20 protein-coding genes and 1 tRNA gene are annotated in these 22,601 nt (G+C 44.2%); 16 read left to right on the plus strand and 5 right to left on the minus strand.

Annotation, left to right across the window (positions count from 1 at the left end):
* The first annotated feature begins 6 nt into the window (after nucleotides 1-6).
* The 5 genes from gatA (at nucleotide 7) to AAAA78_RS00290 (ending at nucleotide 5,734) form a co-directional block, all read left to right on the plus strand.
* Nucleotides 7-1,479, plus strand: a complete 1,473-nt coding sequence (gene gatA, locus AAAA78_RS00270; protein WP_340589682.1) for an Asp-tRNA(Asn)/Glu-tRNA(Gln) amidotransferase subunit GatA — start codon at nucleotides 7-9, stop codon at nucleotides 1,477-1,479.
* Complete coding sequence (gatB, locus tag AAAA78_RS00275) at nucleotides 1,469-2,902, plus strand: Asp-tRNA(Asn)/Glu-tRNA(Gln) amidotransferase subunit GatB (RefSeq protein WP_340589684.1); 1,434 nt, start codon at nucleotides 1,469-1,471, stop codon at nucleotides 2,900-2,902. Before gatA ends, gatB begins: the two co-directional genes overlap by 11 nt.
* Nucleotide 2,903: 1 nt before the next feature.
* Nucleotides 2,904-3,812 (plus strand): Ppx/GppA phosphatase family protein, encoded by a 909-nt coding sequence (locus tag AAAA78_RS00280; protein ID WP_340589685.1) that lies wholly within the window; start codon nucleotides 2,904-2,906, stop codon nucleotides 3,810-3,812.
* Nucleotides 3,781-4,245, plus strand: a complete 465-nt coding sequence (locus AAAA78_RS00285; protein ID WP_340589686.1) for a DUF192 domain-containing protein — start codon at nucleotides 3,781-3,783, stop codon at nucleotides 4,243-4,245. Before AAAA78_RS00280 ends, AAAA78_RS00285 begins: the two co-directional genes overlap by 32 nt.
* A 115-nt stretch (nucleotides 4,246-4,360) precedes the next feature.
* Nucleotides 4,361-5,734: a hypothetical protein gene (locus AAAA78_RS00290; protein ID WP_340589687.1), complete on the plus strand. Its 1,374-nt coding sequence runs from the start codon at nucleotides 4,361-4,363 to the stop codon at nucleotides 5,732-5,734.
* A 77-nt stretch (nucleotides 5,735-5,811) separates the two neighbouring features.
* On the opposite strand, the gene AAAA78_RS00295 is transcribed toward AAAA78_RS00290, so the two are convergent.
* Complete coding sequence (locus AAAA78_RS00295; protein ID WP_340589688.1) at nucleotides 5,812-6,180, minus strand: PilZ domain-containing protein; 369 nt, start codon at nucleotides 6,178-6,180, stop codon at nucleotides 5,812-5,814.
* A gap of 282 nt (nucleotides 6,181-6,462) precedes the next feature.
* Nucleotides 6,463-7,242 (minus strand): murein L,D-transpeptidase catalytic domain family protein, encoded by a 780-nt coding sequence (locus AAAA78_RS00300; RefSeq protein ID WP_340589689.1) that lies wholly within the window; start codon nucleotides 7,240-7,242, stop codon nucleotides 6,463-6,465.
* Between the two features lie 365 nt (nucleotides 7,243-7,607).
* On the opposite strand from AAAA78_RS00300, the gene rho reads away from it, so the two are divergent.
* Nucleotides 7,608-9,350 carry a transcription termination factor Rho gene (gene rho, locus AAAA78_RS00305; protein ID WP_445291971.1) on the plus strand — a complete coding sequence of 581 codons (1,743 nt, stop codon included), beginning with the start codon at nucleotides 7,608-7,610 and terminating at the stop codon, nucleotides 9,348-9,350.
* A gap of 134 nt (nucleotides 9,351-9,484) precedes the next feature.
* On the opposite strand, the gene AAAA78_RS00310 is transcribed toward rho, so the two are convergent.
* Nucleotides 9,485-9,847, minus strand: coding sequence for a hypothetical protein (locus tag AAAA78_RS00310; protein WP_340589691.1), 363 nt, complete (start codon nucleotides 9,845-9,847; stop codon nucleotides 9,485-9,487).
* Between the two features lie 105 nt (nucleotides 9,848-9,952).
* Nucleotides 9,953-10,726, minus strand: coding sequence for a DUF2461 domain-containing protein (locus AAAA78_RS00315; RefSeq protein WP_340589692.1), 774 nt, complete (start codon nucleotides 10,724-10,726; stop codon nucleotides 9,953-9,955).
* Nucleotides 10,727-10,853: 127 nt separating this feature from the next.
* Between AAAA78_RS00315 and AAAA78_RS00320 the strand changes: the two genes are divergently transcribed.
* From AAAA78_RS00320 to murA, 4 genes are all read left to right on the plus strand, one after another.
* A complete protein-coding gene (locus AAAA78_RS00320; RefSeq protein WP_340589694.1) occupies nucleotides 10,854-11,099 on the plus strand; it encodes a type B 50S ribosomal protein L31 in 246 nt (81 codons plus the stop codon).
* 114 nt (nucleotides 11,100-11,213) lie between these two features.
* Nucleotides 11,214-12,290: a peptide chain release factor 1 gene (gene prfA, locus AAAA78_RS00325; protein ID WP_340589695.1), complete on the plus strand. Its 1,077-nt coding sequence runs from the start codon at nucleotides 11,214-11,216 to the stop codon at nucleotides 12,288-12,290.
* Between the two features lie 139 nt (nucleotides 12,291-12,429).
* A complete protein-coding gene (gene prmC, locus AAAA78_RS00330) occupies nucleotides 12,430-13,311 on the plus strand; it encodes a peptide chain release factor N(5)-glutamine methyltransferase (RefSeq protein WP_340589697.1) in 882 nt (293 codons plus the stop codon).
* Nucleotides 13,304-14,557 carry a UDP-N-acetylglucosamine 1-carboxyvinyltransferase gene (gene murA / locus AAAA78_RS00335; RefSeq protein ID WP_340589699.1) on the plus strand — a complete coding sequence of 418 codons (1,254 nt, stop codon included), beginning with the start codon at nucleotides 13,304-13,306 and terminating at the stop codon, nucleotides 14,555-14,557. The genes prmC and murA overlap by 8 nt, the downstream gene beginning before the upstream one ends.
* Before the next feature lie 129 nt (nucleotides 14,558-14,686).
* Here murA and AAAA78_RS00340 read toward each other — a convergent pair whose 3' ends face one another.
* Nucleotides 14,687-15,082 carry a hypothetical protein gene (locus AAAA78_RS00340; protein WP_295900335.1) on the minus strand — a complete coding sequence of 132 codons (396 nt, stop codon included), beginning with the start codon at nucleotides 15,080-15,082 and terminating at the stop codon, nucleotides 14,687-14,689.
* A gap of 275 nt (nucleotides 15,083-15,357) precedes the next feature.
* Here AAAA78_RS00340 and AAAA78_RS00345 point away from each other — a divergent pair, with 275 nt between their 5' ends.
* The 6 genes from AAAA78_RS00345 (at nucleotide 15,358) to AAAA78_RS00370 (ending at nucleotide 22,596) form a co-directional block, all read left to right on the plus strand.
* On the plus strand, nucleotides 15,358-18,261 hold the full coding sequence (locus tag AAAA78_RS00345) for a tetratricopeptide repeat protein (protein WP_340589703.1): 2,904 nt from the start codon (nucleotides 15,358-15,360) through the stop codon (nucleotides 18,259-18,261).
* Nucleotides 18,262-18,281: 20 nt separating this feature from the next.
* The gene (locus tag AAAA78_RS00350) at nucleotides 18,282-18,590 is read left to right on the plus strand and encodes a hypothetical protein (RefSeq protein WP_340589705.1); all 309 of its coding nucleotides are present in this window, start codon (nucleotides 18,282-18,284) and stop codon (nucleotides 18,588-18,590) included.
* A 151-nt stretch (nucleotides 18,591-18,741) separates the two neighbouring features.
* On the plus strand, nucleotides 18,742-20,034 hold the full coding sequence (serS, locus tag AAAA78_RS00355) for a serine--tRNA ligase (protein ID WP_295900343.1): 1,293 nt from the start codon (nucleotides 18,742-18,744) through the stop codon (nucleotides 20,032-20,034).
* 87 nt (nucleotides 20,035-20,121) lie between these two features.
* Nucleotides 20,122-20,211: transfer RNA gene (locus AAAA78_RS00360), tRNA-Ser, on the plus strand.
* A 195-nt stretch (nucleotides 20,212-20,406) separates the two neighbouring features.
* A complete protein-coding gene (locus AAAA78_RS00365) occupies nucleotides 20,407-20,814 on the plus strand; it encodes a hypothetical protein (RefSeq protein ID WP_340589707.1) in 408 nt (135 codons plus the stop codon).
* A gap of 219 nt (nucleotides 20,815-21,033) precedes the next feature.
* Nucleotides 21,034-22,596, plus strand: coding sequence for a hypothetical protein (locus AAAA78_RS00370; RefSeq protein ID WP_340589709.1), 1,563 nt, complete (start codon nucleotides 21,034-21,036; stop codon nucleotides 22,594-22,596).
* Nucleotides 22,597-22,601 lie beyond the last annotated feature (5 nt).

Here is a 22,601-nt window from a genome sequence, read left to right on the forward strand (position 1 = left end):
AAGAAAATGGATTTAACATTTGCTTCCATGAGCGAAATTGTCGACGCCGTAAAAACAAAAAAAGTGAGTGTGAAAGAAATCACTCACCACTTTAAAACACGCATTGAAAATATTGATGGGAAATTAAATTCTTTTACATCAATCAATCCTAATGCTGCCAACGAAGCAGAAGCTTTGGATGAACGCCTAGCTAAAGGCGAAGACCTGGGCGTCTTAGCGGGAGTTCCTTTTGGTATTAAAGAAATGTTTTGCACAAAAGGTCTTAAAACAACAGCAGGATCAAAAATCCTAGAAAACTTTGTTCCCCCTTATGACTCCACTGTTGTGGCGCGCCTTAAAAAAGCCGGCGTCGTGATCTTAGGAAAACTCAATCAAGATGAATTTGCCATGGGTTCTTCCAATGAAACGTCCTTTCATGGTGTCGTAAAAAATCCGTGGAACTTAGAATGCGTTCCTGGAGGATCTTCAGGAGGCTCTGCCGCCGCTCAAGCTTCACGTTTGGTTGCAGGAACTTTGGGAACTGATACCGGCGGATCCATTCGCCAACCGGCAAGTTTTTGTGGAATCGTGGGGGTAAAGCCGACTTACGGCCGCGTGAGCCGCTACGGAATCATCGCTTATGCTTCTTCTTTGGATCAGGCGGGCCCCATGGTGAGTTCCGTAAAAGATGCGGCTCTCACTTTGGAAGTCATTTCTGGTTTTGACGAATACGATTCTACAACAACGCAAAGATCTGTTCCTGCTTGGAGTAAAAACCTAAAAGCCGATGTGAAAGGTATGAAGATCGGTCTCATGAAAGAATACATGAGTGGCAGTCTTCATCCTGACGTGCAGAAGACTGTGGAAAACTCTGTTGATACTCTAAAAAAAATGGGAGCTGAGATTGTTGAAGTTTCCGTTCCTATGACAGAGTTCGCAGTTCCTGTTTATTATCTCGTGGCTGCAAGTGAAGCGTCTTCAAATCTTGCGCGTTATGACGGCGTGAAATATGGATTCAGAGCGGATTTTAAAAATCTCTCGGCGATTGATCTTGAAGAGTTTTACGGAAAAACACGCGGACTTGGTTTTGGAAAAGAAGTCAAACGCCGTATCATGCTTGGAACTTACTGCCTATCGAGTGGTTATTATGATGCCTACTATAATAAAGCAGGCCAAGTTCGTCGCTTGATCATGAACCAATATCTTGAAGCCTTTAAAAATTGCGATGTAATTTTAAGTCCTGTGACTACAGCTCCGGCATTTAAAATAGGCGAGCGCATTTCAGATCCTCTGGCGATGTATTTAAACGACATCTTCACAACGTCCACGAATCTTGCGGGCCTTCCAGGCATGAGTGTGCCTTTTGGAATGTCACAAGACGGTCTTCCTATTGGCATTCAGCTGACAGCGAGCCACTTCGAAGAACAGAAGATGCTCGATGTTGGATTCGCACTGGAAAGCGCTTCGCCGGTGAAAGGAAAAAATCCCCATGTCATATAGAGGTTTTGAAGCCGTCATCGGTATTGAGATTCACGTGCAGTTAAGTACTGCGACAAAAATCTTTTGCGCGGATTCGACGGAATTTAATGCGGGCGATAATGAAAATACATCTCCTGTAAGTGTTGGAATGCCGGGCACTTTGCCTGTCGTAAACAAAAAAGCGATTGAGTATTCAGTTAAAACGGGTCTTGCTCTTGGCTGTGATATTCGTCGCAAATCTATTTTCGCGAGAAAAAATTATTTCTATCCGGATCTTCCTAAGGGTTATCAAATTTCCCAATATGACAAGCCGATCTGTGAAAACGGCAAGGTGACTTTCAAGGTCGATGGTGTTGAAAAAACCGTGTCCATCACGCGAGCTCACATGGAAGAAGACGCAGGAAAATCCATTCACCATGGCGATCACACTTTGATCAACTACAACCGCTCAGGAATTCCCCTTCTTGAAGTCGTTTCTGGTCCCGATATTCGCAGTCCTGCGGAAGCCGCTGAATACGGAAGAACGATTCGCCAGATCGTGCGCTATCTTGACGTCTGCGATGGAAATCTTGAAGAAGGCTCTATGCGCTGTGACTGTAACGTGTCGGTCCGTAAAGTTGGTGCGCCGCAATTTGGAACGAAAGTTGAAATTAAGAATATCAACTCCTTCCGCTTCGTGGAAAAAGCGATTGAGTTTGAGATTGAAAGACAAATCGACGCTGTTGAGCGTGGAGAAAAAATTATTCAGGAAACTCGCCTGTGGGACCCTGATAAGAACCGCACTTTCTCAATGCGCACCAAGGAAGACGCTCAAGATTATCGTTACTTCCAAGATCCCGATCTTTTACCTGTATTTGTCACAGAAGAAATGATTGAGAAATATAGAAAGGAATTGCCAGAACTTCCTATTGCACGTGCTCGGCGTTTTCAAGAGGAGCACGCACTTCCTGAATTGGATGCCCAGGTTCTTACGACTGAAAAATCCTTGGCGGATTTCTATGAAGAGACAGCCAAAGAGGCTAAAAACTTTAAAGCCTCTTCAAACTGGATTATGACTGAATTGATTCGTGAACTTAATTCAGCGAACAAAGACATCAAGGACTCACCGATCAAACCAAAACAGCTGGGTCGTATGATCGCCCTTATTGATAACGGCACAATCTCCGGAAAAATGGCGAAAGCGGTTTTTCAGGAAATGTGGGATTCAGGAAAAGACCCTGAAACTGTCGTTAAAGAAAAAGGTCTTGTGCAAATTTCTGATCCAGCTGCCATCGAAAAACTTATTGATGAGGTTCTTGCCAACAATGCGCAAGCGGTGGACGATCACAAAACGGGTAAAAAGAAAAATCTTTTTGGCTTCTTTGTGGGTGCCGTGATGAAAGCGTCGAAAGGTCAGGCGAATCCGGAACTTGTGAATAAAATTCTGCAGGAGAAATTAAAGTAATATGAAAGTGGCGGCTCTTGATCTAGGCACAAATACATTTTTGTGCCTTATCGCTGAAGGAACAGAAAAAGGAATCACGAAGGTTCATAAAGATTTAGTGCAAGTAGTGCGTTTAGGTCAGGGAGTTGATAAAACGGGAGAGTTCCATCCCGATGCTTTAACCCGAGCACGCCAATGCCTTACGGAATTTAAAAAAGAAATTGATGTGCAAAAAGTCGATCGCATTCTGGCGATGGCCACGTCGGCGGCGCGAGATGCAAAAAATGGAAAAGAACTCTTTAAAATGGGCGAAGATTTAGGGATTCCCATTGAAATCATTCCCGGTGAAGACGAAGCCCGTATCACTTATCAAGGGGCCACAGCGGGTTCTAGCGACGATCAAAAAACTTCTCTCGTGGTTGATGTTGGCGGTGGTTCCACGGAACTTATTTCTGGCCGTGGCACGAAAATTCTTTTTGGAGAAAGTCTTAATATCGGCGGTGTTCGTTTGACGGAAAAATTTATCAGCACGCAACCTGTTCCGCAAAACGAAAGAGAAAATTTAAAACAGTATATTCAAACGCAGTTGCAAACTGTTTTACCGGAACTAAAAAAAGAAAAAATCGATCAAATCATTGCCGTTGCTGGCACGCCCACATCTTTGGTGGCCATTGAAGTCGGCGGTTTTGATGAAAAGAAAGTTGATGGTTTCTTTTTGAAGAAGGAACGACTGGCTTATTGGGTGGATGAATTTGCCAACACCACCGTTGAAGAAAAGAAAACGAAATACGGCCTGGGCGGAAGAGCGGATATTATTTATGCCGGAGCTTCTATTTTACTCGCCGTGATTGAAGCGCTAAACTTACCAGGAATGGTTGTATCAACAAAGGGAGTTCGTTATGGCGTTGCTCTGGAGATGCTTCGCAAATAAAAATTTCTTCGCAGTGGGAATGCTCTCACTGTTTTTATCTTTTTCGGCTCACGCAAAAGACTTTGATAAAAAGAAGATCACATTAGGAGGCAAGACCTTGGTCGTAGAAGTAGCATCGACTCCTGATCAGCATGAACGTGGACTTATGTTCAGAGACAAAATGGGACCAGATGAAGGAATGCTCTTTATATTTAAAAATGAAGAGACCAGATTTTTCTGGATGAAGAATACGTTAATAGATCTCGCTATCGGCTACTTCGATAAAAACGGGACGTTGATCGATGTTCAGGAAATGGTCTCTGGTAAAGGAATTCCGGATGCGGAACTTCCGTCGTATCCAAGTGCAAAACCCGCAAAGTATGCACTAGAGATGAATAAGGGTTGGTTCGACAAAAACAAAGTGAAACTTGGTAGCAAGCTCAAGATCCAGTAACCCCAAAAGTCCAGTGATTTGATTAATATTTGCAAGCCTTCTATCTTGTGCTTTAAATTGTTAATAACGCTTAACTGAAACAGTATGTTTCATAGCATCACTCAAGGATGAACACATGATGAAAAAACTCGTAGTCTTACTAGCGTGCTTAGGTCTGGCCTTCCAGCTAACAAGCTGTACGTCTAAAAATAGTCAAGCGGACTCAGAAGTAGCAGCTGATTATGATTCTGCCGATCTAGAGAAACTTGAAGGCGACGAAGCGCTTGAAATCGCTGGAGACAACTCTTTAGCAAGCGATCAACTTCCTGAAGATGCGTTGGGTGAAACGACAACAACGACTGAAACAACTACAACTACAGCTGAATCCACTCCTGGCGAAAGCCAAGCAACAACCGAAAAAACAGATGTAGCGACAACAACAGAAACAATGCCAGCGGACCCATTTGCCGAATCGACGATGGCAGATGTTCCACCGCCAGCAGAAACTTCGACAACAGTTGTTGACTCGACTCCTGCGACAACAGACACAACATCCATGGTTGAAAGCTCTACTAAAACAGAAACTTCAACAACGGTCGTAGACAGTTCTTCAGAAGCTCCCAAGAAAGCAAGCGCTCCTCTTCAAAAAGTGGCAACGGCTCCTTGGAAAGTTGGCAAAACTTGGTACAACACAGTTTACTTCGCACGCCCTGGCGATTCTCTTGCAAGCATCAGCCAAATGATTTACGGCGCGGATAAAACGAAAGAGTTGAAAAAAGGAAATCCAACATTCGCTTCTCGCGATGTGCGTCCTGGCGATAAGGTTTATTACAACTCTCCACACCGTTCTGATGATTCTTCAAGAATGATTACTTACTACGAAGACAATGGAATGGCTCCAGAAGTTTACGTGGCGAAATCCGGCGATAACATCAGAAAAATTTCTAAGGATCTTTTGGGTTATGACAATGCTTGGAAAGAAGTGTGGTCAAGCAACTCTGTAGATTCAAAAGGCAATATTGCTGAAGGTACGGAACTTCGTTACTGGAGAGGTGGCGCAATTGCAGCTGCTCCGGTTCAGCATCATGAAGAGGCGATCAATTCAATGCCTCCTCCACAAGAACCACAAGCTCCAGCAATGCCGCCGCCAGAGGCAATGCCTCCTCAACAAGCTCAAGGCGAAATTCCTCCACCCCCAATGCCTGAGCAGCAACCTCCTGGAATGGAAATGGCTCCGCCACCACCACCTCCACAAGAAGTTGCTCAAGAGCAAATGGCACCTCCGCCTCCTCCACCAGTTGAGGCTGTGAATCCGCCGGCTCCTCCGCAACAACATCATGCGGCAGCTGAAGAAGCTCCAGCGGGCGGCATGGACAACGACACAACAATGGCTTTGGCGGTTGTTGGTCTAGCGGCAGCAGGTTTGGCAGTTCTTATTGTGATGAGAAAGAAAAGAAGACAAAAAGAGCTTGAACAACAAGCGATGGACAACACTCACGTAGGAACATAATAAAATCCACGGTGAGTAAAAAAAGAAAAGAGCGAGTTTGCACTCGCTCTTTTTATTTTTGGTGTTTTGGTTTTTTACTATCCGACCTTTTTAAAGATCGTATCCATCACAGATCTTCGATCTTCCCGACTATTCTCGACGAAGTAGATCAAGTCATCGACGATCTGAACGTCTCTGTTATTCACAGGCATGAATTTCACTCCACAGCCTACTGAATTAGTCCAGATCACATGAGCAGCCACTTTGCGCTCACGACCTGCAACTATAAATACTAAGTTTAACTTTTCGTTGGCTCGCACGTCCCCACCGACAAATTCTAGAAAGGCTCCTGAGATGCTGATATTTTTAAGCGTGCCTTTAGTTTGTTCGCGCGCATAGTTGCGCTTAAACGAAACCTCTAGGTTCAGAGGGGTTCTTGGTGCCGGAACATTAACTGTGTCCTCCACGTTAGACTCCTTATGCTTAATATGCGGATACTATCCTTTCGGTATTACTTACGAAAAATTAATAGGTAGTCGGGGTCATTTTTATTAAAACAGAGCAAAATCTCGGAAAACTAGACCAAGCTTGACTCACATTTAAACACTTGAAAGGGCTTCAATATTTTAAAACTGATTTGAAATTTAAGAAGAGGGACTGCGTCCACATCCGGAACAACATCCAGAACAAGTTTTGCAGTTTGGGCTCTCTAGGAGAGCCCGGAGATGTTTCAAATTGAGACGAAGTGATTATTTCTGACTGACGCGAACTTCTTTTCCTGAAAGAGCTTCATCCATCAACGTCGGATGATAGTGCATAATCAAGCTTCCACCCTTAAGTAGAGGAATAATTTTATCAGCAATCGCACGAGAAACTGCAGGACATCCCCAGCTCACACCCAAGCGTCCGTATTTCTGCCCCGTTCTTTCATTGGTAGAGTTGATGAAGTCTTCACCCACATACCAGGCGCCGTGCAAAACGATATCGCGATTGTACGCTTCATCATTAGAACGTTCCAAACCATACATGCGCAGAGTGTTTCCGTAATGACCTTGGTAAACTTCTCCAGTGAGATACATTCCTAAGGAAGTTTGTTTTGAATCTTTGATGTTGCTAAATTTCGTCGGAATATCCGTGCTGCCGCTGCCAAGTCCGTGAGAAACATAGTACTTGTTCACATCACCTGTTTTTAGATTGATTAGATAAAAGCGACGCTGTGAAGAAGGTGAACCGAAGTCAACGATAGCCACATATGTTGGTGAGTTCAGTGTGACAGTTTTGTTGGAACGAGTGCGTTTTTCTTCTTCGCAAGGCTTCACGCTGGAAGCATCACGTCCTTCACAAGTGTAAGTGTCTTGGTTGAAAGAGCGACCCTGAAACTCATCCATAAACTTCACAAGTTTTTCGTACGCTTGAACGGGAACACCTTGGCTTAAAATCTTTTTTGTAATCGCTGTTGCCGGAGCTGCTTGCGCTGCTAACGAACTAAAGAGAATCAAGGCACTTGTCACAGTGTGAACGAGCTTCATAATAAAGTCTCCATTGCTAGATTGAAACTTTATAAGGGATTTTATTTAGACAGAAAACTGTCAGGAATTAGATAGGGAAAAAACACAGGACTGTCAGAATTTTAGATAGTTTTGAATTTAGAAGGAGATATTTTGAGAACTTTTTAAGAGTTTAATGATGGTTAAGACCTTAATGATTTCTATATCTTACACAGGCCCCCTAAGAAAACTCGAGATCCTTATATTCCCGGAAAAGATTTTCGGTTGACAAGAACTAGCCCCATCGCGGAAAGTTAGGGCAAGCAAAACAGTTTAGTTCCAATCGGATCAAACTTCTTAATCTAAGATCCTCTTTTTCTTTATTTAATCCTACAAGGAGAATTTGTTTGTCTGAGCCCAAAGATTCACAAGGCGTTGAAGTCGTGAAGAAGCGCACTCGCACAAAAGTCGCTGAAGAAACACCCGCTGAGTCTGCACCACAAGCCGCTGCACCAGCCCCAGAGCCGGTAGCCGCTGAAACTTCCACTACTGCAGCTCCAACTTCCGAAGCTTCCGCTTCCACCCCAGCTCCACAACAAGAACCACAACAGCAACAACAAAGACAAGATCGTCCCCAACACCAACAACGTCGCGAATTCCGTCCAAACAATCGTGATAACCGTGACAACCGCGATAATCGCGGCGGTGGACATCGTCATGATAGAAACAACGGACAACAACGCCGTGATTTCCGTAATGATCGCGGTGACCGTGGTGACAGACACCGTGATGAAGGTCAACCTGTAGGAGACGATACACAGCACTCAACTCCACCAGCGCAAACGCAAGAAGTGGATTTGGCTGATATTCAATTAACCGATGAAGAGAAAACTTGGTTATCTTCAAAGGACTTGAAATCAAAAAACATCACGCAGCTGACTGAGCTTGCGACAAAACTAAAAATCGAAAACGCCGCAGGTCTTCGTCGTCAAGACATGATCTTTGAAATCTTGAAGCGTGCCGCGAAACTAGGACAAGATATTTACGGTTCTGGTGTTCTTGAAATCCTGCCTGATGGTTACGGTTTCTTGCGTTCTCCAGATTACAACTATCTTCCGGGTCCGGATGATATCTACGTTTCTCCATCACAAATTCGTCGTTTTGGTTTGAGAACAGGTGACACGGTCACAGGAACTGTTCGTCCTCCAAAAGATGGTGAGCGTTACTTTGCACTTTTGAAAGTAGATTCATTGAATTTTGAAACTACTGAAAAAGGTAAAGACAAAATCCTTTTCGACAACTTAACGCCGCTTTATCCAAATGAAAGACTTAAACTTGAGCACAGCCCTGGAGAGTACACAACACGTGTCGTGGATTTGATGGCTCCTCTTGGAAAAGGTCAACGTGCCTTGATCGTCGCACCTCCAAGAACTGGTAAAACAGTTTTGATGCAACAAATTGCGAACGCGATCACTCACAATCATCCGGAAGTAAAATTGATCGTTCTATTGATCGATGAACGTCCGGAAGAGGTGACTGACATGCAACGTACTGTAAAAGGTGAAGTTGTATCGTCAACATTCGATGAGCCACCAACTCGCCACGTTCAAGTTGCAGAGATGGTTATCGAAAAAGCAAAACGCTTGGTTGAGCACAAACACGACGTGGTGATCCTGCTTGATTCCATCACTCGTTTGGCCCGCGCTTACAACACGGTTGTTCCTCCTTCTGGAAAAATCTTGTCAGGTGGTGTGGATTCCAACGCCCTTCACAAACCAAAACGTTTCTTCGGTGCTGCTCGTAACATCGAAGAAGGTGGATCTTTGACGATCATCGCAACAGCGTTGATCGACACAGGTTCTCGTATGGATGAGGTTATCTTCGAGGAATTTAAAGGTACAGGTAATGCCGAGATCCACTTGGATCGTAAGCTTATGGAAAAACGTATCTTCCCTTGCATGGACATCAACAAGTCCGGCACTCGTAAAGAAGATTTGCTTGTAGAAAAAGCGGACTTGAACCGTTTGTGGATCTTGAGAAAAGTTCTTGCTCCAATGAATCCCGTCGACGCCATGGAATTCCTGCTCGACAAAGTTGGAAACACAAAAACAAATCTCGACTTCCTAAAAGCCATGTCCGGCCCCGGCTAAAAGGTGCCTGCTTCTTTTTTCTGGCTACAACGCACAAAAGGGAGTCGTAAGACTCCCTTTGTTTCAGGCTCCTGCCCTTATTAACCCCTTTGGGGCTGGCGCGAAAAAATCCCTCCTGGGATTTTTTTTCGTTTTTAAGGCTTCGGTTGTTGTTTCTTTAAGGTGTCCGTTTCGCAGCCACCATACAGTTGATTGCTGATAGAACCTTCAAACGGATAAACGAAATCAGACATTCCGTCGGAACCTTCTTTCGTCAAATTCACTTCAAGATATTGCGTAATTCCATCGGCGGTGATTTTTAAAATCCCACCTTTTTGATAAGTCACGTGTCCCGTGGTTTCAGCGGACCCTTCATCGGGAGACGTCACCGTAATTTTATTTGTTTCAGAATTATATGTGACGGTTAAAAATGGTTCGGTGAATGAACAGTAAATACTTTCAGCGTGAACCGCGCCAGTAAAGGCAAGCAGTGTTGCTGTGAAAAGCAGGAACTTCATAAAACCTCCTTGAGCATCGCGACTAGATTCAAGGAGGTTTCAGAAACCAGCAAGAGCCGCTTTTGCTTTAAGATAAAAAGCAAAACAGAAATTGCTGGAAAACAATCACCACATGCTTTGCGCTTTATTAAGCCAACGTAAAAGCGGCATCATCGCTTTAAACTCTTTAGCAACTTTTTTCGGGAAATCCTTTTTGTAAGCCGCACTTTCTTCAAAAGTGTTTGAGACAAAAAATTGCTTGTGGCGAAGATATTCAATCATCGGATGCTCAGCAGAAATTCCGCGCGGAGTTGTTTTAAGCTTTTCACCCTCAAGACCGTTGAAATGTTTTTTAAACTCTTTGCTTTCAACGATGTCTAAAAATGCGTCGGGATTTTTCAAAATAGCTTCGCGAATTTTTCTGAGCTGCAAAGAGTTCGGCATATAAAGTCCGCCAGCCACGAAAACTTGGCCCGGCTCAATGTGCAGGTAAAGTCCTGGGCTATCCATGTTTTTTCCGTAAGTGCCAAACGGAAAATTTGCCGCAACGTTTGTTTTATAAGGAGACTTGTCTTTGCTAAAGCGTGTGTCGCGATAAATTCTTAAAACATTGCGCTTGGGATTAAAGGTGATTTCCGGAGCAAAACTTTTGCATTCCTCCGCCAATTCAAAAACGACGGCCATCATCGGGTGACGCAAAAGCTCTTCATAAGTTTCTTTGCGGGGCTGAAACCAGTCCCGTTTATTGTTCTTTTTGAGGGATTTTAAGAAGCGAAATGCTTCGGGTGAAAAGCCCTTAAAGTCCTGAATTTCAATCTCAGAAGCCGTTTTTGCCACAAAACCTCCGCCACTTGATATATTATCTAAAGCATTGATAATACGAGGATATTTATAAACCATAGGGTCGCTTGATCAAGCTCTTTGTTGCCAAAAAAAGCAGCGATTAATGCTCGACACGGCGAGACCACTATGTTAAACCCTTACATCTTAAGACCCATAGGTTAAATTATTTAGAAGGAATCAGGTCATGAAACAAAACCTACATCCAAAAGTAAATACTGTTGTATTTAAGGATATCTCTTGCGATTACTCGTTCTTGGGAACGACTACTCTTCATTCTTCAGAAACTGTTAAGTGGGAAGACGGTAAAGAGTATCCATTGATCAAAGTTGAGATCTCTTCTGCATCTCACCCATTCTTCACTGGAAAACAACGTGTCATGGATACTGAAGGTCGTATCGATCGTTTCAAAAAACGTTACGGCAAAAAGTAAATTTCAGACCTCCATTCGGAGGACGTTCTTGTATGAAATGCGGTTCACTCTTCGAACCGCATTCTTATTTCAGCACCCCAACTCGATTTTGCAACTGATCTAGGAGTTACTCCCATGTTCTCGAAATTGGACGAAGTGGAATCACGCTATGAAGAAGTCAATATGGCTCTTCAAAGGCCCGATATTGCTTCCAACCAAACGCAGTATCGCGCGTTGATGAAAGAACTTGGAAATCTAGAAAAGATTGTTGTTCCCTATCGCGACTTCAAAAAGAAGTCCGAGAATTTGAAGGCGAGCAAAGAGCTTTTAACTGCCGAACAAGATCCAGAAATGCGTGAACTTATTCGTGAAGAAGTGAAAGAGCTCGAAGCTGAGCTTCCTGCGCTTGAGCACGAACTTAAAATCGCTTTGATCCCGAAAGATCCTAACGACGACAAGAATATCATTCTTGAGATTCGTGCGGGTGCCGGCGGTGACGAAGCGGCGTTGTTTGCTGATGAGCTTTTCCGTGGTTATGTTCACTATGCTTCCTCTCAAGGTTGGAAAGTCGAAATGCTTTCTTTCTCTGAAGGAAATGCGGGCGGAGCTAAAGAGATCATCGCAAGCATCACAGGTGATTCTGTCTTCAGTAAATTGAAATACGAATCAGGCGTTCACCGCGTTCAGCGTGTTCCAAAAACAGAAGCAGCCGGCCGTATTCATACGTCCACTGTGACTGTGGCAGTCATTCCTGAAGTCGAAGTCACTGAAATCAAAATTCCGATGAGTGATCTTCGTATTGAGACCATGCGTTCTCAAGGTGCCGGCGGTCAGTCCGTCAACAGAACTGAGTCTGCAGTTCGTATCGTGCATCTTCCAACAGGTATCGACGTAAAGTGCCAAGAAGGTAAGTCTCAGTCTTCCAACAGAGAGCGTGCCTTCCAAATCCTTTACGCGAAGTTGCAACAAATCGAAGACGAAAAGGCTCGCAAAGAGGCTTCGGATGTTCGTTTGGAGCAAATTGGCACAGGCGATCGTTCAGAGCGCATTCGTACTTACAACTTCCCGCAAACTCGTATTACTGATCACCGCATCGGTTTGACGATTCATCAGCTGGACCAAGTCATGGGCGGCTCATTTGAGTTGCTGATTGACCCACTCGTTGCTAACTTTCAAGCAGAGGCATTAAAAAAACAAACCGCCTCTGCTTAGGCTGTTGAAAAAGGCCCATCCGACTACGTTGTCGGGCCTTATCCTCCACTCCGACGTACATTAAGTACGCCTCCGTTGCGGATAAGACCCTCCGCCTTGCGTCTGAACCTTTTTGAACAACCTAGAGTAAAGTTGCATTATGAAGTTAAAAGAAATCCTCGATAAGACGACGGCATTTTTCAAAGATAAAAAAATCGAAAGCCCCCGCTTGGATGCGGAGCTTTTGCTTGCTCATGGTTTAAAGCTTGAGCGCATTCAGCTTTATCTTCGTTTTGATCAACCGATGAAAGAGGAAGAGCTTGCGGTTTTGCGTGAGCTTGTTCGTCGTAGGGCCTCAGGGGAGCCTGTCGCCTACATTCTTGGTTATCGCGATTTCTTTGGTCATCGCTTTGAAGTGAATTCCGATGTTTTAATTCCTCGTCCTGAAACTGAACATGTTGTTGAAGAAGTCATTCAATGGGCGAAAGACAAAGAACCAAATCTTGGTTTCATTGATCTTGGCGCAGGTTCAGGTTGTATTGGTTTGTCTCTTCTTAAAGAATTTCCTGAAGCGCGTTTGATCTCCGTTGATCTTTCAGAAAAAGCGCTTGGAGTGGCAAAACGCAATGCGGACTCTTTAGGAGTTTCTGACCGTGTGAAGTTCATCCATGCAGACGCTGGGAATCACGATGTCGTGATGTCGGCCTACAAAGAGTTTGTCGGCAAAGACAAAGTGGATGCGCTTGTTTCAAATCCTCCTTATATTGCACATAACGATCCGGCTGTAGAAGAAAACGTGAAAAAGTTTGAGCCTAATTCGGCTTTGTATGCCGAAGCTGAAGGTTTAGCCCTTTTGAAAAATTGGTCGCAGGTTTATGCCTGTCATCTGAAGTCTCCGGGAATTATGTTAATGGAAATGGGTATGACTCAGGGACCCGCGATGAAAGAGCACTTCGCCGACTTAAAAATATTTAACGAAATCAGTGTCATCAAAGATCTTTCCGGGCATGATAGAGTCATTCGTGGAGTAACGCATGGATAAAATGGTTGTGATGGGCAGTGGCCCTCTTAAAGGTACGGTTGCTACGAGTGGCGCGAAGAACGCAGCTCTTCCAATTCTTTTTTCAACACTTCTTGCTGAAGGAACGCACGTTTTTAAAAACGTTCCGAAGCTTAAAGACATCGAATCAACAGCAGAGCTTTTGCAAAGTCTTGGCTGTGAAACAAAATGGATCAATGATGAATTCCATGTCAGCGTAAGTCCGCTTCAATCTTATGAAGCATCTTATGATCTTGTTCGTAAAATGCGCGCAAGTTTTCTTTGTATGGGTCCGATGCTTGCGAAATACGGTGAAGCCGTTGTTTCTCAACCAGGTGGTTGTGCGATCGGAAGTCGTCCGATTGATCTTCACTTAGCAGGCTTTCAAGCTTTGGGTGCAGAGATCACGCAAAAAGAAGGTTACGTTCATGCGGCTTCTAAAAAACTTAAAGGCGCAACATTCCTTTTTGAAACTGTGACTGTGGGCGGAACTGAGAACGTGATGATGGCGGCGACTCTTGCTGACGGCATTACGATTCTTGAAAATGCTGCGAAAGAACCAGAGATCGTAGATCTTGCTGAGTACCTTAACAAAATGGGTGCAAAGATCACAGGTCACGGAACAAGCGTGATTCGTATTGAAGGTGTTTCTAAACTGAAACCGGCAGTTCACTCCATCATGCCTGACCGTATTGAAGCAGGGACTTTGTTGATCGCGGGTGCGATCACAAAAGGCCAAGTGACTGTGACGAAGTGTGTGCCAGCTCACTTAGAAGCTTTGATTTTGAAAATGCGTGAAGCAGGTTTTAAAATTGAAACTACCGCAGACACAATGACTGTTTTCCCATGCGATAAGTGGGAAGCGGTTGATATTACAACAGCACCTCACCCGCTTTTCCCAACAGATCTTCAAGCGCAATTTATGGCTTTGATGACTGTGGCTCACGGAACAAGTGTGATCTCTGAAACTGTGTTTGAAAATCGTTTCATGCACGTGACCGAACTCACTCGTTTAGGAGCTGACATCACTCCGAAAACTCGTGTGGCTGTTGTGCGTGGAAAGCCAGGCCAATTAACTGGTGCTCCTGTGATGGCGACAGATCTTCGCGCGAGTGCTTCGCTTGTTCTTGCAGGATTGGTTGCTTCAGGTGAAACAGTTGTGAATCGTATCTATCACTTGGATCGCGGTTACGAAAAGTTGGAAGATAAGTTGTCTTCTCTTGGCGCGAAAATCCGTCGTATCGAATAATCAAAAAGATCAAATCTAGAAAAAGAAAAAGGCCTACATGGAGGGGATCCGTAGGCCTTTTTAAGGGATAAAAAGAAAAGTCTCAGCCCGCGGAGGGGATGGGGCTGAGACCCAATGATCACGAAGTTATTATCTAACCTCGCTGATACCGAACACAAAGAAGACGACCGTTTTGTTCCCAGAACCGAAACCAGGGAGGGGGTCCACAGTTTCAAGCTCGAAGTTGGGAGCAAGTTGATGTTCAAGTTCAATACCGCTAATCATAACTTTAGAACCAACAAAAGCTGTAAGATCCATTTGTGACTTCAATACGAAGAATGATTGCTGATCTTCCATCGCCAAAACAAGCGAGCCATCAGCCAAAGCCACGATTTCACCTACATGTGTCTTGAAGTTGTAGTTTTGAAGTTCAGAAGAAGTGATGTCTTCGCCTTGAGCATTGTTTGGAAGCACACCCGCGCGAGCTACTGCTGAAATCGCGAGAACAACCAAGATGTATACTGCTATCAATGCGTTTCTGATCACTTACGTACTCTCCCCAAAATAACAACTGACATTCAGCTTATAAAGCAAACCGTGTGCCAATATGAGACAGTCGTGAAAAGCCCTTATATTTGATTTGAAGAACGGAACTCGAATTCATCCCACTCAATTCGGAACCAAGGGTAATTCCATAATGGGACGGAGGTTCTATTCTGGAACCATTGAAGTGACATCTTCCTTGACCAAAGCACAGACCTTGAGGGCTGGTCTCCAGGGCCATAGTCCTTTGTTAAAAAGCTCAGTATAATCAACTGTCTATGTCACGTATTCAGGTCACTTGGGTTGTTAAAACACGGAATGGTCAGGTCAAAGGCCCCTATTCTACAGAAGCCATTCTTCGCATGATTGGTGAGGGCGTCTTTTCGGGTCAAGAGATGATCTCGAAACTTCCCGATGGCCAATGGACGATGATTTCCAAAGAACCTGCTTTCTACGACAAACTTCTTGAAGCTCTTGAAGGTGTCGTCGATGTCGATCCGAAAAAAGCGCAGAAGATGGAAGCGGAAACGGTGATCGTTCAAGCTCCGAAGCCGCCTCCAAAGCAGCAACAGCCGCCGCAAAATCAAGCGCCGACGCCAGATAGTTTTGCAAATATCAAAGTAGATAAACCAAAACAGCAGATCGATGTTTACGATCGTCCTGCGTATGTTCCTCCCGCTTCAATTCCTATCGCCAATGTTTCTGCGAATGGAAAAACGGATTCTGTGATTGAGCTTTCCAATTTAAAAAATATGGAAAAAGGCGAGATCGCAAAAAATTTAAAACTGCCGGCCATCATTCTTGTCGCGGTGATTTTAATTGGTGCGATTCTTTTGTGGGACAGTGGCCCTGCCGACGGAACGAAAATTCATTTGCTGGCTCCCGGAAAATCGTCAGCAACTTTGAATGATCAGCAAGTGAAAGAAAAATTAAACGAAGCCTTGTTCGCCATGGAACAAGACACGTTTGAATCTTATATCTCTGCGCAAAATAAACTTGTCACCATCGTTGAAGGTGCGCCGATGAATATCGAAGTGCGCGCTCTTCTTTGTGTAGTTTATAAAGAGCTTTGGCCTTTCGCAGTTCAGGACGCGCAAGATATCAAAACTGTCGCGGGTGCAACTCAAGCCACAAGAGCGCTCAATATCGTTAGTCCGTTTGGTCAAGTGTGTGAAGCTGTAAAGCTCATGACTTCAGGGCGCTACAAAGAAGCCAAGGGTGTTGTTGAAGCGACTTTGGAAAGCAATGAACCGTTTTCTCTTTTGCCTGTGATGTATGATTTTAAAGCGGAACTTCTTGAGGGCGAAAAAGATCTGACGAACGCTGTTCCCTACTATGAAAAAGCCGCGCAGCTTTGGGAGAAATGGCTTCATCCACAAGTGGCATTGGGAAAAGTTTTGTTAGATCAAGGTGACTTCACGTCAGCCTCAAGCTTGCTTAAAAATGTTGTCGCGAAAAATCCAAAACATCGCGAAGGAAAAATTCTTTTAGGGATCATCGAATATCGCGGATTTAAAAAATCAGACACGGCCTACAGTTATCTTAGTACAGCTTTAGAATCAAAGGGTCGCGTATCTCAATTGGTGGAAGCCGATGGTTATTCCGTCTTAGCTGAAATCTATGTTCTTCGTGGAGAAAAACGAAAAGCCTTGGATGCCGCTCAAAAAGGATTTTCGTTAAATCCTAACAACAGTGAAATCCGTCAGCTTGTGATTCGCCTGGGTGGTTCGGATAAAATCAAAGGCGAAAAAGGTCAGAACAACGAGCTGCTTTATCTTGGTGATCAGTATGTGCGCCAAGGGGATTTCCTTGCGGCTCAAGCAGAATTTAAAGCTGCTTTTGAAGTCGATCCTAAAAACGGAACGGCAGCGATGAAGGCCGCGAAATGTTTGTGGCAGCTCAATCAAAGTTTTGAGGCGATTGAGTGGCTAAATAAAGCCATCAAAGCAGAACCAAAATTGGTTTCTGCCTACGTTCTTCAAGCTGACTATATGTCTCAACGTTTTGATTTTGTCGGAGCTTTGCAGATTCTCACAAATGCCACTCGAATTGCGCCAAATAACTATGAAGTTTTGCGTGGTCTTGCGATGTTGGAGTTCCGCAAAAACAACATGGTCGGTGCCGTAAACTATGCGATGAGAGCTGTTAAAGCTTACGACGGCGATATCGAAACGTTTATCTTGTTATCGAAGGCAAACGGTCTTCTCGCTCGTTCGATCATGCCGATCAGTAAAAAAGAAATTGAGCGAAAAGAAAACGCTGCGAAAGATGCCATTCGCTATGCGACGAAAGCCGTTGAAATCGATGCGACAAATCCTGAGGCGCAAATCACTTATGCCAAGATGCTTGCGCAAACAAACGGTGTAGATTCAGGGATTAATTATCTCAATGAATTGATCAAACGCTTCTCATACACGTTGGATTATCGCGTGGCTTTGGCTGAAGTTTATAAGTCGGAAGATCGCTACAGCCAATCGAAAGAAATCTACGAAAAAGTTGTTGAAGCTGATCCAAAAAATAAAAAAGCATGGCTGGGTTTAGGAGAAAGTGAAAAAGCTCTGGGCCTGAATGACAAAGCTCTCAAAGCTTTCTTAAGTGCGGCTGTTTTAGATCCCACTGATGGGGAGGCTTTGTTCCAAGCCGGAAAACTTTATTTGGAAACGAGCCGTTTTGAAGAAGCGATTCAGCAGTTTAAACGTGTGCAGCGTTTGAACCCTAACTACCCTCGTACTTATTACTATATCGGTAAAGCGGCGTTCTCTTCCGGTGATTTCAATATGGCCTTGGAGGCCTCGAAAGCTGAAAAGAAAATCAATCCGAACGTGGCTGATTCGTATATTTTAGCTGCGGAAGTTTATACCGCTCGAAGGCAGTATGCGGAGTGTGCGGCAGAGTACTCTCAAGCGATGAAACTTCGTCCCCAAGGGGCTGATATCTACGTGAAGTCCGCAACGTGTTACCGTCAATCAGGTTCGATTGATGTGGCAGAAGACATGCTGGCATTGGCTTCCGCTCGCGAAAGTGGTTATGCGGAAATTTATAGAGAGCAAGGGGCGATCTATGAAGTGAAGGGCGATAATCGCTCTGCGGCGCAGGCTTATAATAAATATTTAGGCCTCTCGCCAAATGCCCCGGATCGTGTTGAAATAGAGAACAAAATTTTAAGACTCGGCAGCAACTAAGGACGGACGACGGAGGAGCCATGGGAATCGGCGATAAAATGAGAGGACTTGCAAGCAGCGCACAAGAGGGCGTTAAGTCATCCACGCTTTCCTTTTTTCATTTCACTTTAAGATTTGTAACGGGAATTCTTCTGGGACTTGTTCTGGGACTGATTGGTCAGGAACTTGTCGGCTATGGAACGTTTGCTCTTCTTTTTGTAATGGTTGTTATTCTTGGCATCATCATGAAAGTTCTTTCGAACTGGAGCATGGGTCAAATTCTGATCTTCGATTTGATCTGCGTGCTTGTCGCGATGCTTTTGAGAATGTATATACTGGTAGCTCCTTAACGGCCGATGAAAAAGGCCCATTCGACTGCGTTGTCGGGCCTTATCTTCCACTCCGACGTACTAGTAGTACGCCTCCGTTGCAGATAAGACCCTCCGCCTTGCGCCTGGACCTTTTTGATCAGCCTTTGATGAATATAAAAAGGAAATTTGAATGATCGATATTAAACTTCTTGAGAAAAAAGCTGAAAACGGACCTTCTTATTTTGATGAATACAAGCAGGGTTTGATCAATCGTGGTGCATCGACAGACATCCTTGAGAAAATCATGGAGCTGAATAAAAAACGCAAAGAGATGATCACTCAAGCTGAGAGCGCAAAAGCAAATCAAAATAAATTGAGCGGTGAAATCGGCAAATTAAAACGTGAAGGCAAAGATGCTTCTGCAATTCTAGCAGAAGTAGAAGCTTTGAAATCTCAAGTGAAAGAACTTGAGGCGAAAGCAGCTGAAGCCGATCAAGAAGTTACAAATCTTGCGTTGGTGATTCCAAATAAACCAAACGCGTCTGTACCTGTGGGCTCTTCTGAAAAAGACAATAAAGAATTAAAAGTCGTTGGAACTCCGACGAAGTTTTCTTTTAAGCCGAAAGAGCACTGGGAATTGGGTGAGTCTTTAAAGATCATCGATTTTGAAAGAGCCGGCAAAACAACAGGAACTCGCTTTGCTTTCCTCAAAGGGGCCGCGGCACAAATGGAGCGTGCATTGATCCAATTTATGATGGACATGCACTCTACAAGACACGGTTATACAGAGATGATTCCTCCATTCATGGTGAACTCTAACAGTTTGCTTGGAACTGGAAACTTCCCGAAATTTAAAGAAGACGTTTTCCACTTGGAAGGCTGGGATCTTTATTTGATTCCAACAGCTGAAGTGCCAGTGACGAATTACTACAATGGCGAAATTTTGGATGAAAAAGATTTGCCACAAAGTTTCTGCGCGTATTCTCCATGCTTCCGCTCTGAGGCAGGAAGTGCGGGAAGAGATACGAAAGGTCTTATTCGTCAGCATCAGTTCGACAAAGTGGAACTAATGACGTTCTGTCATCCAGATAAATCTTATGAAGTTCACGAGGCTTTGACGTCTCATGCAGAGCAAGTGTTGATGGACTTGGAACTTCCATTCCGTCGTATGCTTCTTTGCACGGGCGATATGGGTTTTGGATCTGCGAAAACTCACGACTTGGAAGTATGGCTTCCGGGTCAAAACACTTACCGCGAGATCAGCTCATGTTCGAACTTTGAGGATTTCCAAGCTCGTCGCGCCAACATCCGTTTCCGCACAGCCGGTGGCAAACCTCAATTCGTGCACACTTTGAACGGATCTGCTCTAGCAGTAGGCAGAACCCTCGTCGCGATCCTAGAAAACTACCAACGCGAAGACGGTTCCGTAGCCATCCCCAAAGCTCTTCAAAGCTACATGGGCGGCAAAACCGAAATCCGATAAAAGGTGCCTGCTTCTTTTTTCTGGCTACGGCGCATTAAGTCCAACAACTGCTTGAATACTCACCTCAAAACCCATAAAACGGTCGACGGAGAGTTGGTAGAGTGGTTGAATACACCAGTCTTGAAAACTGGCAGCCCTTCGCGGGGCTCGAGGGTTCGAATCCCTCACTCTCCGCCATTTAGATAAAAGCCGCCTTAGAGCGGCTTTTTCTATTTCTACCCCCCAGTGTCCGATGATGTTCCGGACACTTTCGGACGTCGGCTATTTTCTAATACATAATTCAGTTAGAACCTTATCATTCAAATTGCTTTGTCGTTTGCGTGGCTTAATCAAGCCGATTTTCAAATACAAACCAATGAATGAGGATAATTTATGAAAACGCAAATGCCGGAAGCCGTGAAGAAGGCCTTAGTAATATTGTATGCCACGCTCGGTATCGGATTGGTCAGAACTTTCATTGAGGCCCCAAGAATGACCCAAGAGATCGCGCCGACACTTGGCGGAGTTAAGGTCATGTATTTCAGCCTAGTCTTCGGTTTTTCCCTTGTCGCTTTTCTCAATTGGAAAATTGGACAAGGAAAAAACTGGGCCCGTTGGACTTGCGCGGTATTTTTTGTGGCGGGACTTCCGTCTACGGTGTCATTACTGATCCAGACATTTAAGAAAACTCCTTTTATAGGCGCTTTTGATCTATTGCAGTTGGTTGCTCAAGTGGTGGCATTAGTTCTTCTATTTCAAGCGCCCGCAAGAGGGTGGTTTAAAAAGCAAACGGCGATTTAGGCATCACCGTTGTAGCTATAACTTTGTGTATATACTTTTGACGTCTATATACCAAGTTCAATTTATCAACCGCCGCGGTCGGCGCCGGAATTTCCAAAACGCTTTTAATCTTTGTGGCTCTATCTGTCTCGCCTCCACGGAGGATGAAATGGTGAGAGCTATTGAGAAAGAAATGTTCAGCCTTATTTATCAACCATCAAATAAACAAGGAGTCCATCCATGAAGAGTAAAATTTTAGTACGTATCGTCCTTATGCTCTCTCTGGTTTTATCTGCAAAGGCTGAAACGACAGAAAATCAAAATTCATCATCTGTTATTCAAGATTTCAAGACGGCTTACTACTGGTCCTTTTATGGACAATACTCGAAAGATCCACAAACTCTCGGTGATGTTATGTCGAGGCTGAGCGACCTCACTTCTAAGATTTACTCTGTGTCCAGTGCCGAAGCTTATGATGTTTTTAAAACGGATGTTTTAGCCCAGGGTGGTCCACAATTGTTGCTTGCTTCCGTTGGCGCAGAAAGAGTTCTTGTTGGCCTGAAATTAGGCCTGGTGAATGAGGTTAGTGCCTTCGTGAATGCCACTCATAAGTTGAATCCACAGCTAGGTGCTAGTTATGCGATCATGTCTCTGGGATATGCAGGCACAAAGTTCGACCCTTCAGTGCGGACTTCGGCAAATCCAATGAAGCCGGGAGACGTAGACAGATGTATGCAGTCTTGTGCGATTTATTTTCTTGGGCTTCAGAACAATAGATTTGCGGTGGATCTTTTTGCAGGAAGAGCACGAAATAAAAATGAATATTCTGAACAAGACAGGCAGCAAATTGCGTATAAGTTTCCTAATAACCAGAAAGACAATCGTGGTGAATTCCGTGGCGGTGTAAACTCAAAAGTCGCGGCTATTTCGAATCGATGTGTTAGTTTGTGTGTGAACGAAATAGGCGCAGCTGCGGGCGCCGTTCTTTTACCAGCCATTTCAGCAATTTTAGCAAATCCATTAGTAGGATCAGTAGTAACAGCAGGTGTCGTTATCGCGGGAACTTCTGGCGTAGTCCTTCATTGTTCGACGTCTCCAGATTGTACAAAAACAAGAAAACAGGAATTGCAGGAGCAAGAAAGTTCCCGCTTAAAAGCCGAGAATGATGTAAGAGAAGAAAGACTAAGATCCAAAGAGTTAGATAGAAAAGAAGCTGCAGAAAAAGATAGACGAGATCAAGAGGCTAAAAAGGAACAAGAAAAAAAGGCTAAGGCTGAAGCAGCAAAAAGACAGGAAGAACAAAAACAAGAAGAAAAGCACAAAGAAACTGAGAAAAAAATCAAAGATTCATACGACCCGTCTAAAAATAAAGAAGCCAAAACCGATTCATCAACCTCCTGTGAATCTACTAATACCTGTGACGGCACCATGAATGCCCTAACAATGCCGGATAAATATCGTGAATCATCTGAATCGAGTTCGAAAACTGATGGTCGGGGAAACATTATCACGTCTCGCGACATGACAAGTACTCCACAAACTAGAGAGATGAATGAGGACAAAGGTTTCATCGATAAAACAGATGCTGCGGGAAATCCAGTAACAGAGAAAGATATGACATCAATGCCAATGAAAAAACTAGATGTTGATTCCGGAGACTCTAATAGAGATCATAATGGCAAAACGGTAACCAAGAGAGATATGACTAGCACACCATTAGTCAACAATGATGGAATTACGGGTCCATTGAACCCAAACAAAGGCCGCGGAGTTAGCGTAATAACAACTTCAAAGGTAAAGTAGGAATA

This window comes from Bdellovibrio sp. BCCA, from assembly GCF_037996825.1.
Taxonomy (GTDB): Bacteria; Bdellovibrionota; Bdellovibrionia; order Bdellovibrionales; family Bdellovibrionaceae; genus Bdellovibrio.

Coding starts and splice junctions, on each gene's coding strand:
- AAAA78_RS00285 (WP_340589686.1), top strand. CDS start 3,781: ATGGCGTTGCTCTGGAGATGCTTCGCAAATAAAAATTTCTTCGCAGTG.
- AAAA78_RS00300 (WP_340589689.1), bottom strand. CDS start 7,242: ATGAAGCTCGTTCACACTGTGACAAGTGCCTTGATTCTCTTTAGTTCG.
- murA (WP_340589699.1), top strand. CDS start 13,304: ATGGATAAAATGGTTGTGATGGGCAGTGGCCCTCTTAAAGGTACGGTT.
- AAAA78_RS00365 (WP_340589707.1), top strand. CDS start 20,407: ATGAAAACGCAAATGCCGGAAGCCGTGAAGAAGGCCTTAGTAATATTG.
- AAAA78_RS00345 (WP_340589703.1), top strand. CDS start 15,358: ATGTCACGTATTCAGGTCACTTGGGTTGTTAAAACACGGAATGGTCAG.
- prfA (WP_340589695.1), top strand. CDS start 11,214: ATGTTCTCGAAATTGGACGAAGTGGAATCACGCTATGAAGAAGTCAAT.
- AAAA78_RS00290 (WP_340589687.1), top strand. CDS start 4,361: ATGATGAAAAAACTCGTAGTCTTACTAGCGTGCTTAGGTCTGGCCTTC.
- AAAA78_RS00370 (WP_340589709.1), top strand. CDS start 21,034: ATGAAGAGTAAAATTTTAGTACGTATCGTCCTTATGCTCTCTCTGGTT.
- AAAA78_RS00350 (WP_340589705.1), top strand. CDS start 18,282: ATGGGAATCGGCGATAAAATGAGAGGACTTGCAAGCAGCGCACAAGAG.
- serS (WP_295900343.1), top strand. CDS start 18,742: ATGATCGATATTAAACTTCTTGAGAAAAAAGCTGAAAACGGACCTTCT.
- prmC (WP_340589697.1), top strand. CDS start 12,430: ATGAAGTTAAAAGAAATCCTCGATAAGACGACGGCATTTTTCAAAGAT.
- AAAA78_RS00310 (WP_340589691.1), bottom strand. CDS start 9,847: ATGAAGTTCCTGCTTTTCACAGCAACACTGCTTGCCTTTACTGGCGCG.
- gatA (WP_340589682.1), top strand. CDS start 7: ATGGATTTAACATTTGCTTCCATGAGCGAAATTGTCGACGCCGTAAAA.
- AAAA78_RS00320 (WP_340589694.1), top strand. CDS start 10,854: ATGAAACAAAACCTACATCCAAAAGTAAATACTGTTGTATTTAAGGAT.
- AAAA78_RS00280 (WP_340589685.1), top strand. CDS start 2,904: ATGAAAGTGGCGGCTCTTGATCTAGGCACAAATACATTTTTGTGCCTT.
- gatB (WP_340589684.1), top strand. CDS start 1,469: ATGTCATATAGAGGTTTTGAAGCCGTCATCGGTATTGAGATTCACGTG.
- AAAA78_RS00315 (WP_340589692.1), bottom strand. CDS start 10,726: ATGGTTTATAAATATCCTCGTATTATCAATGCTTTAGATAATATATCA.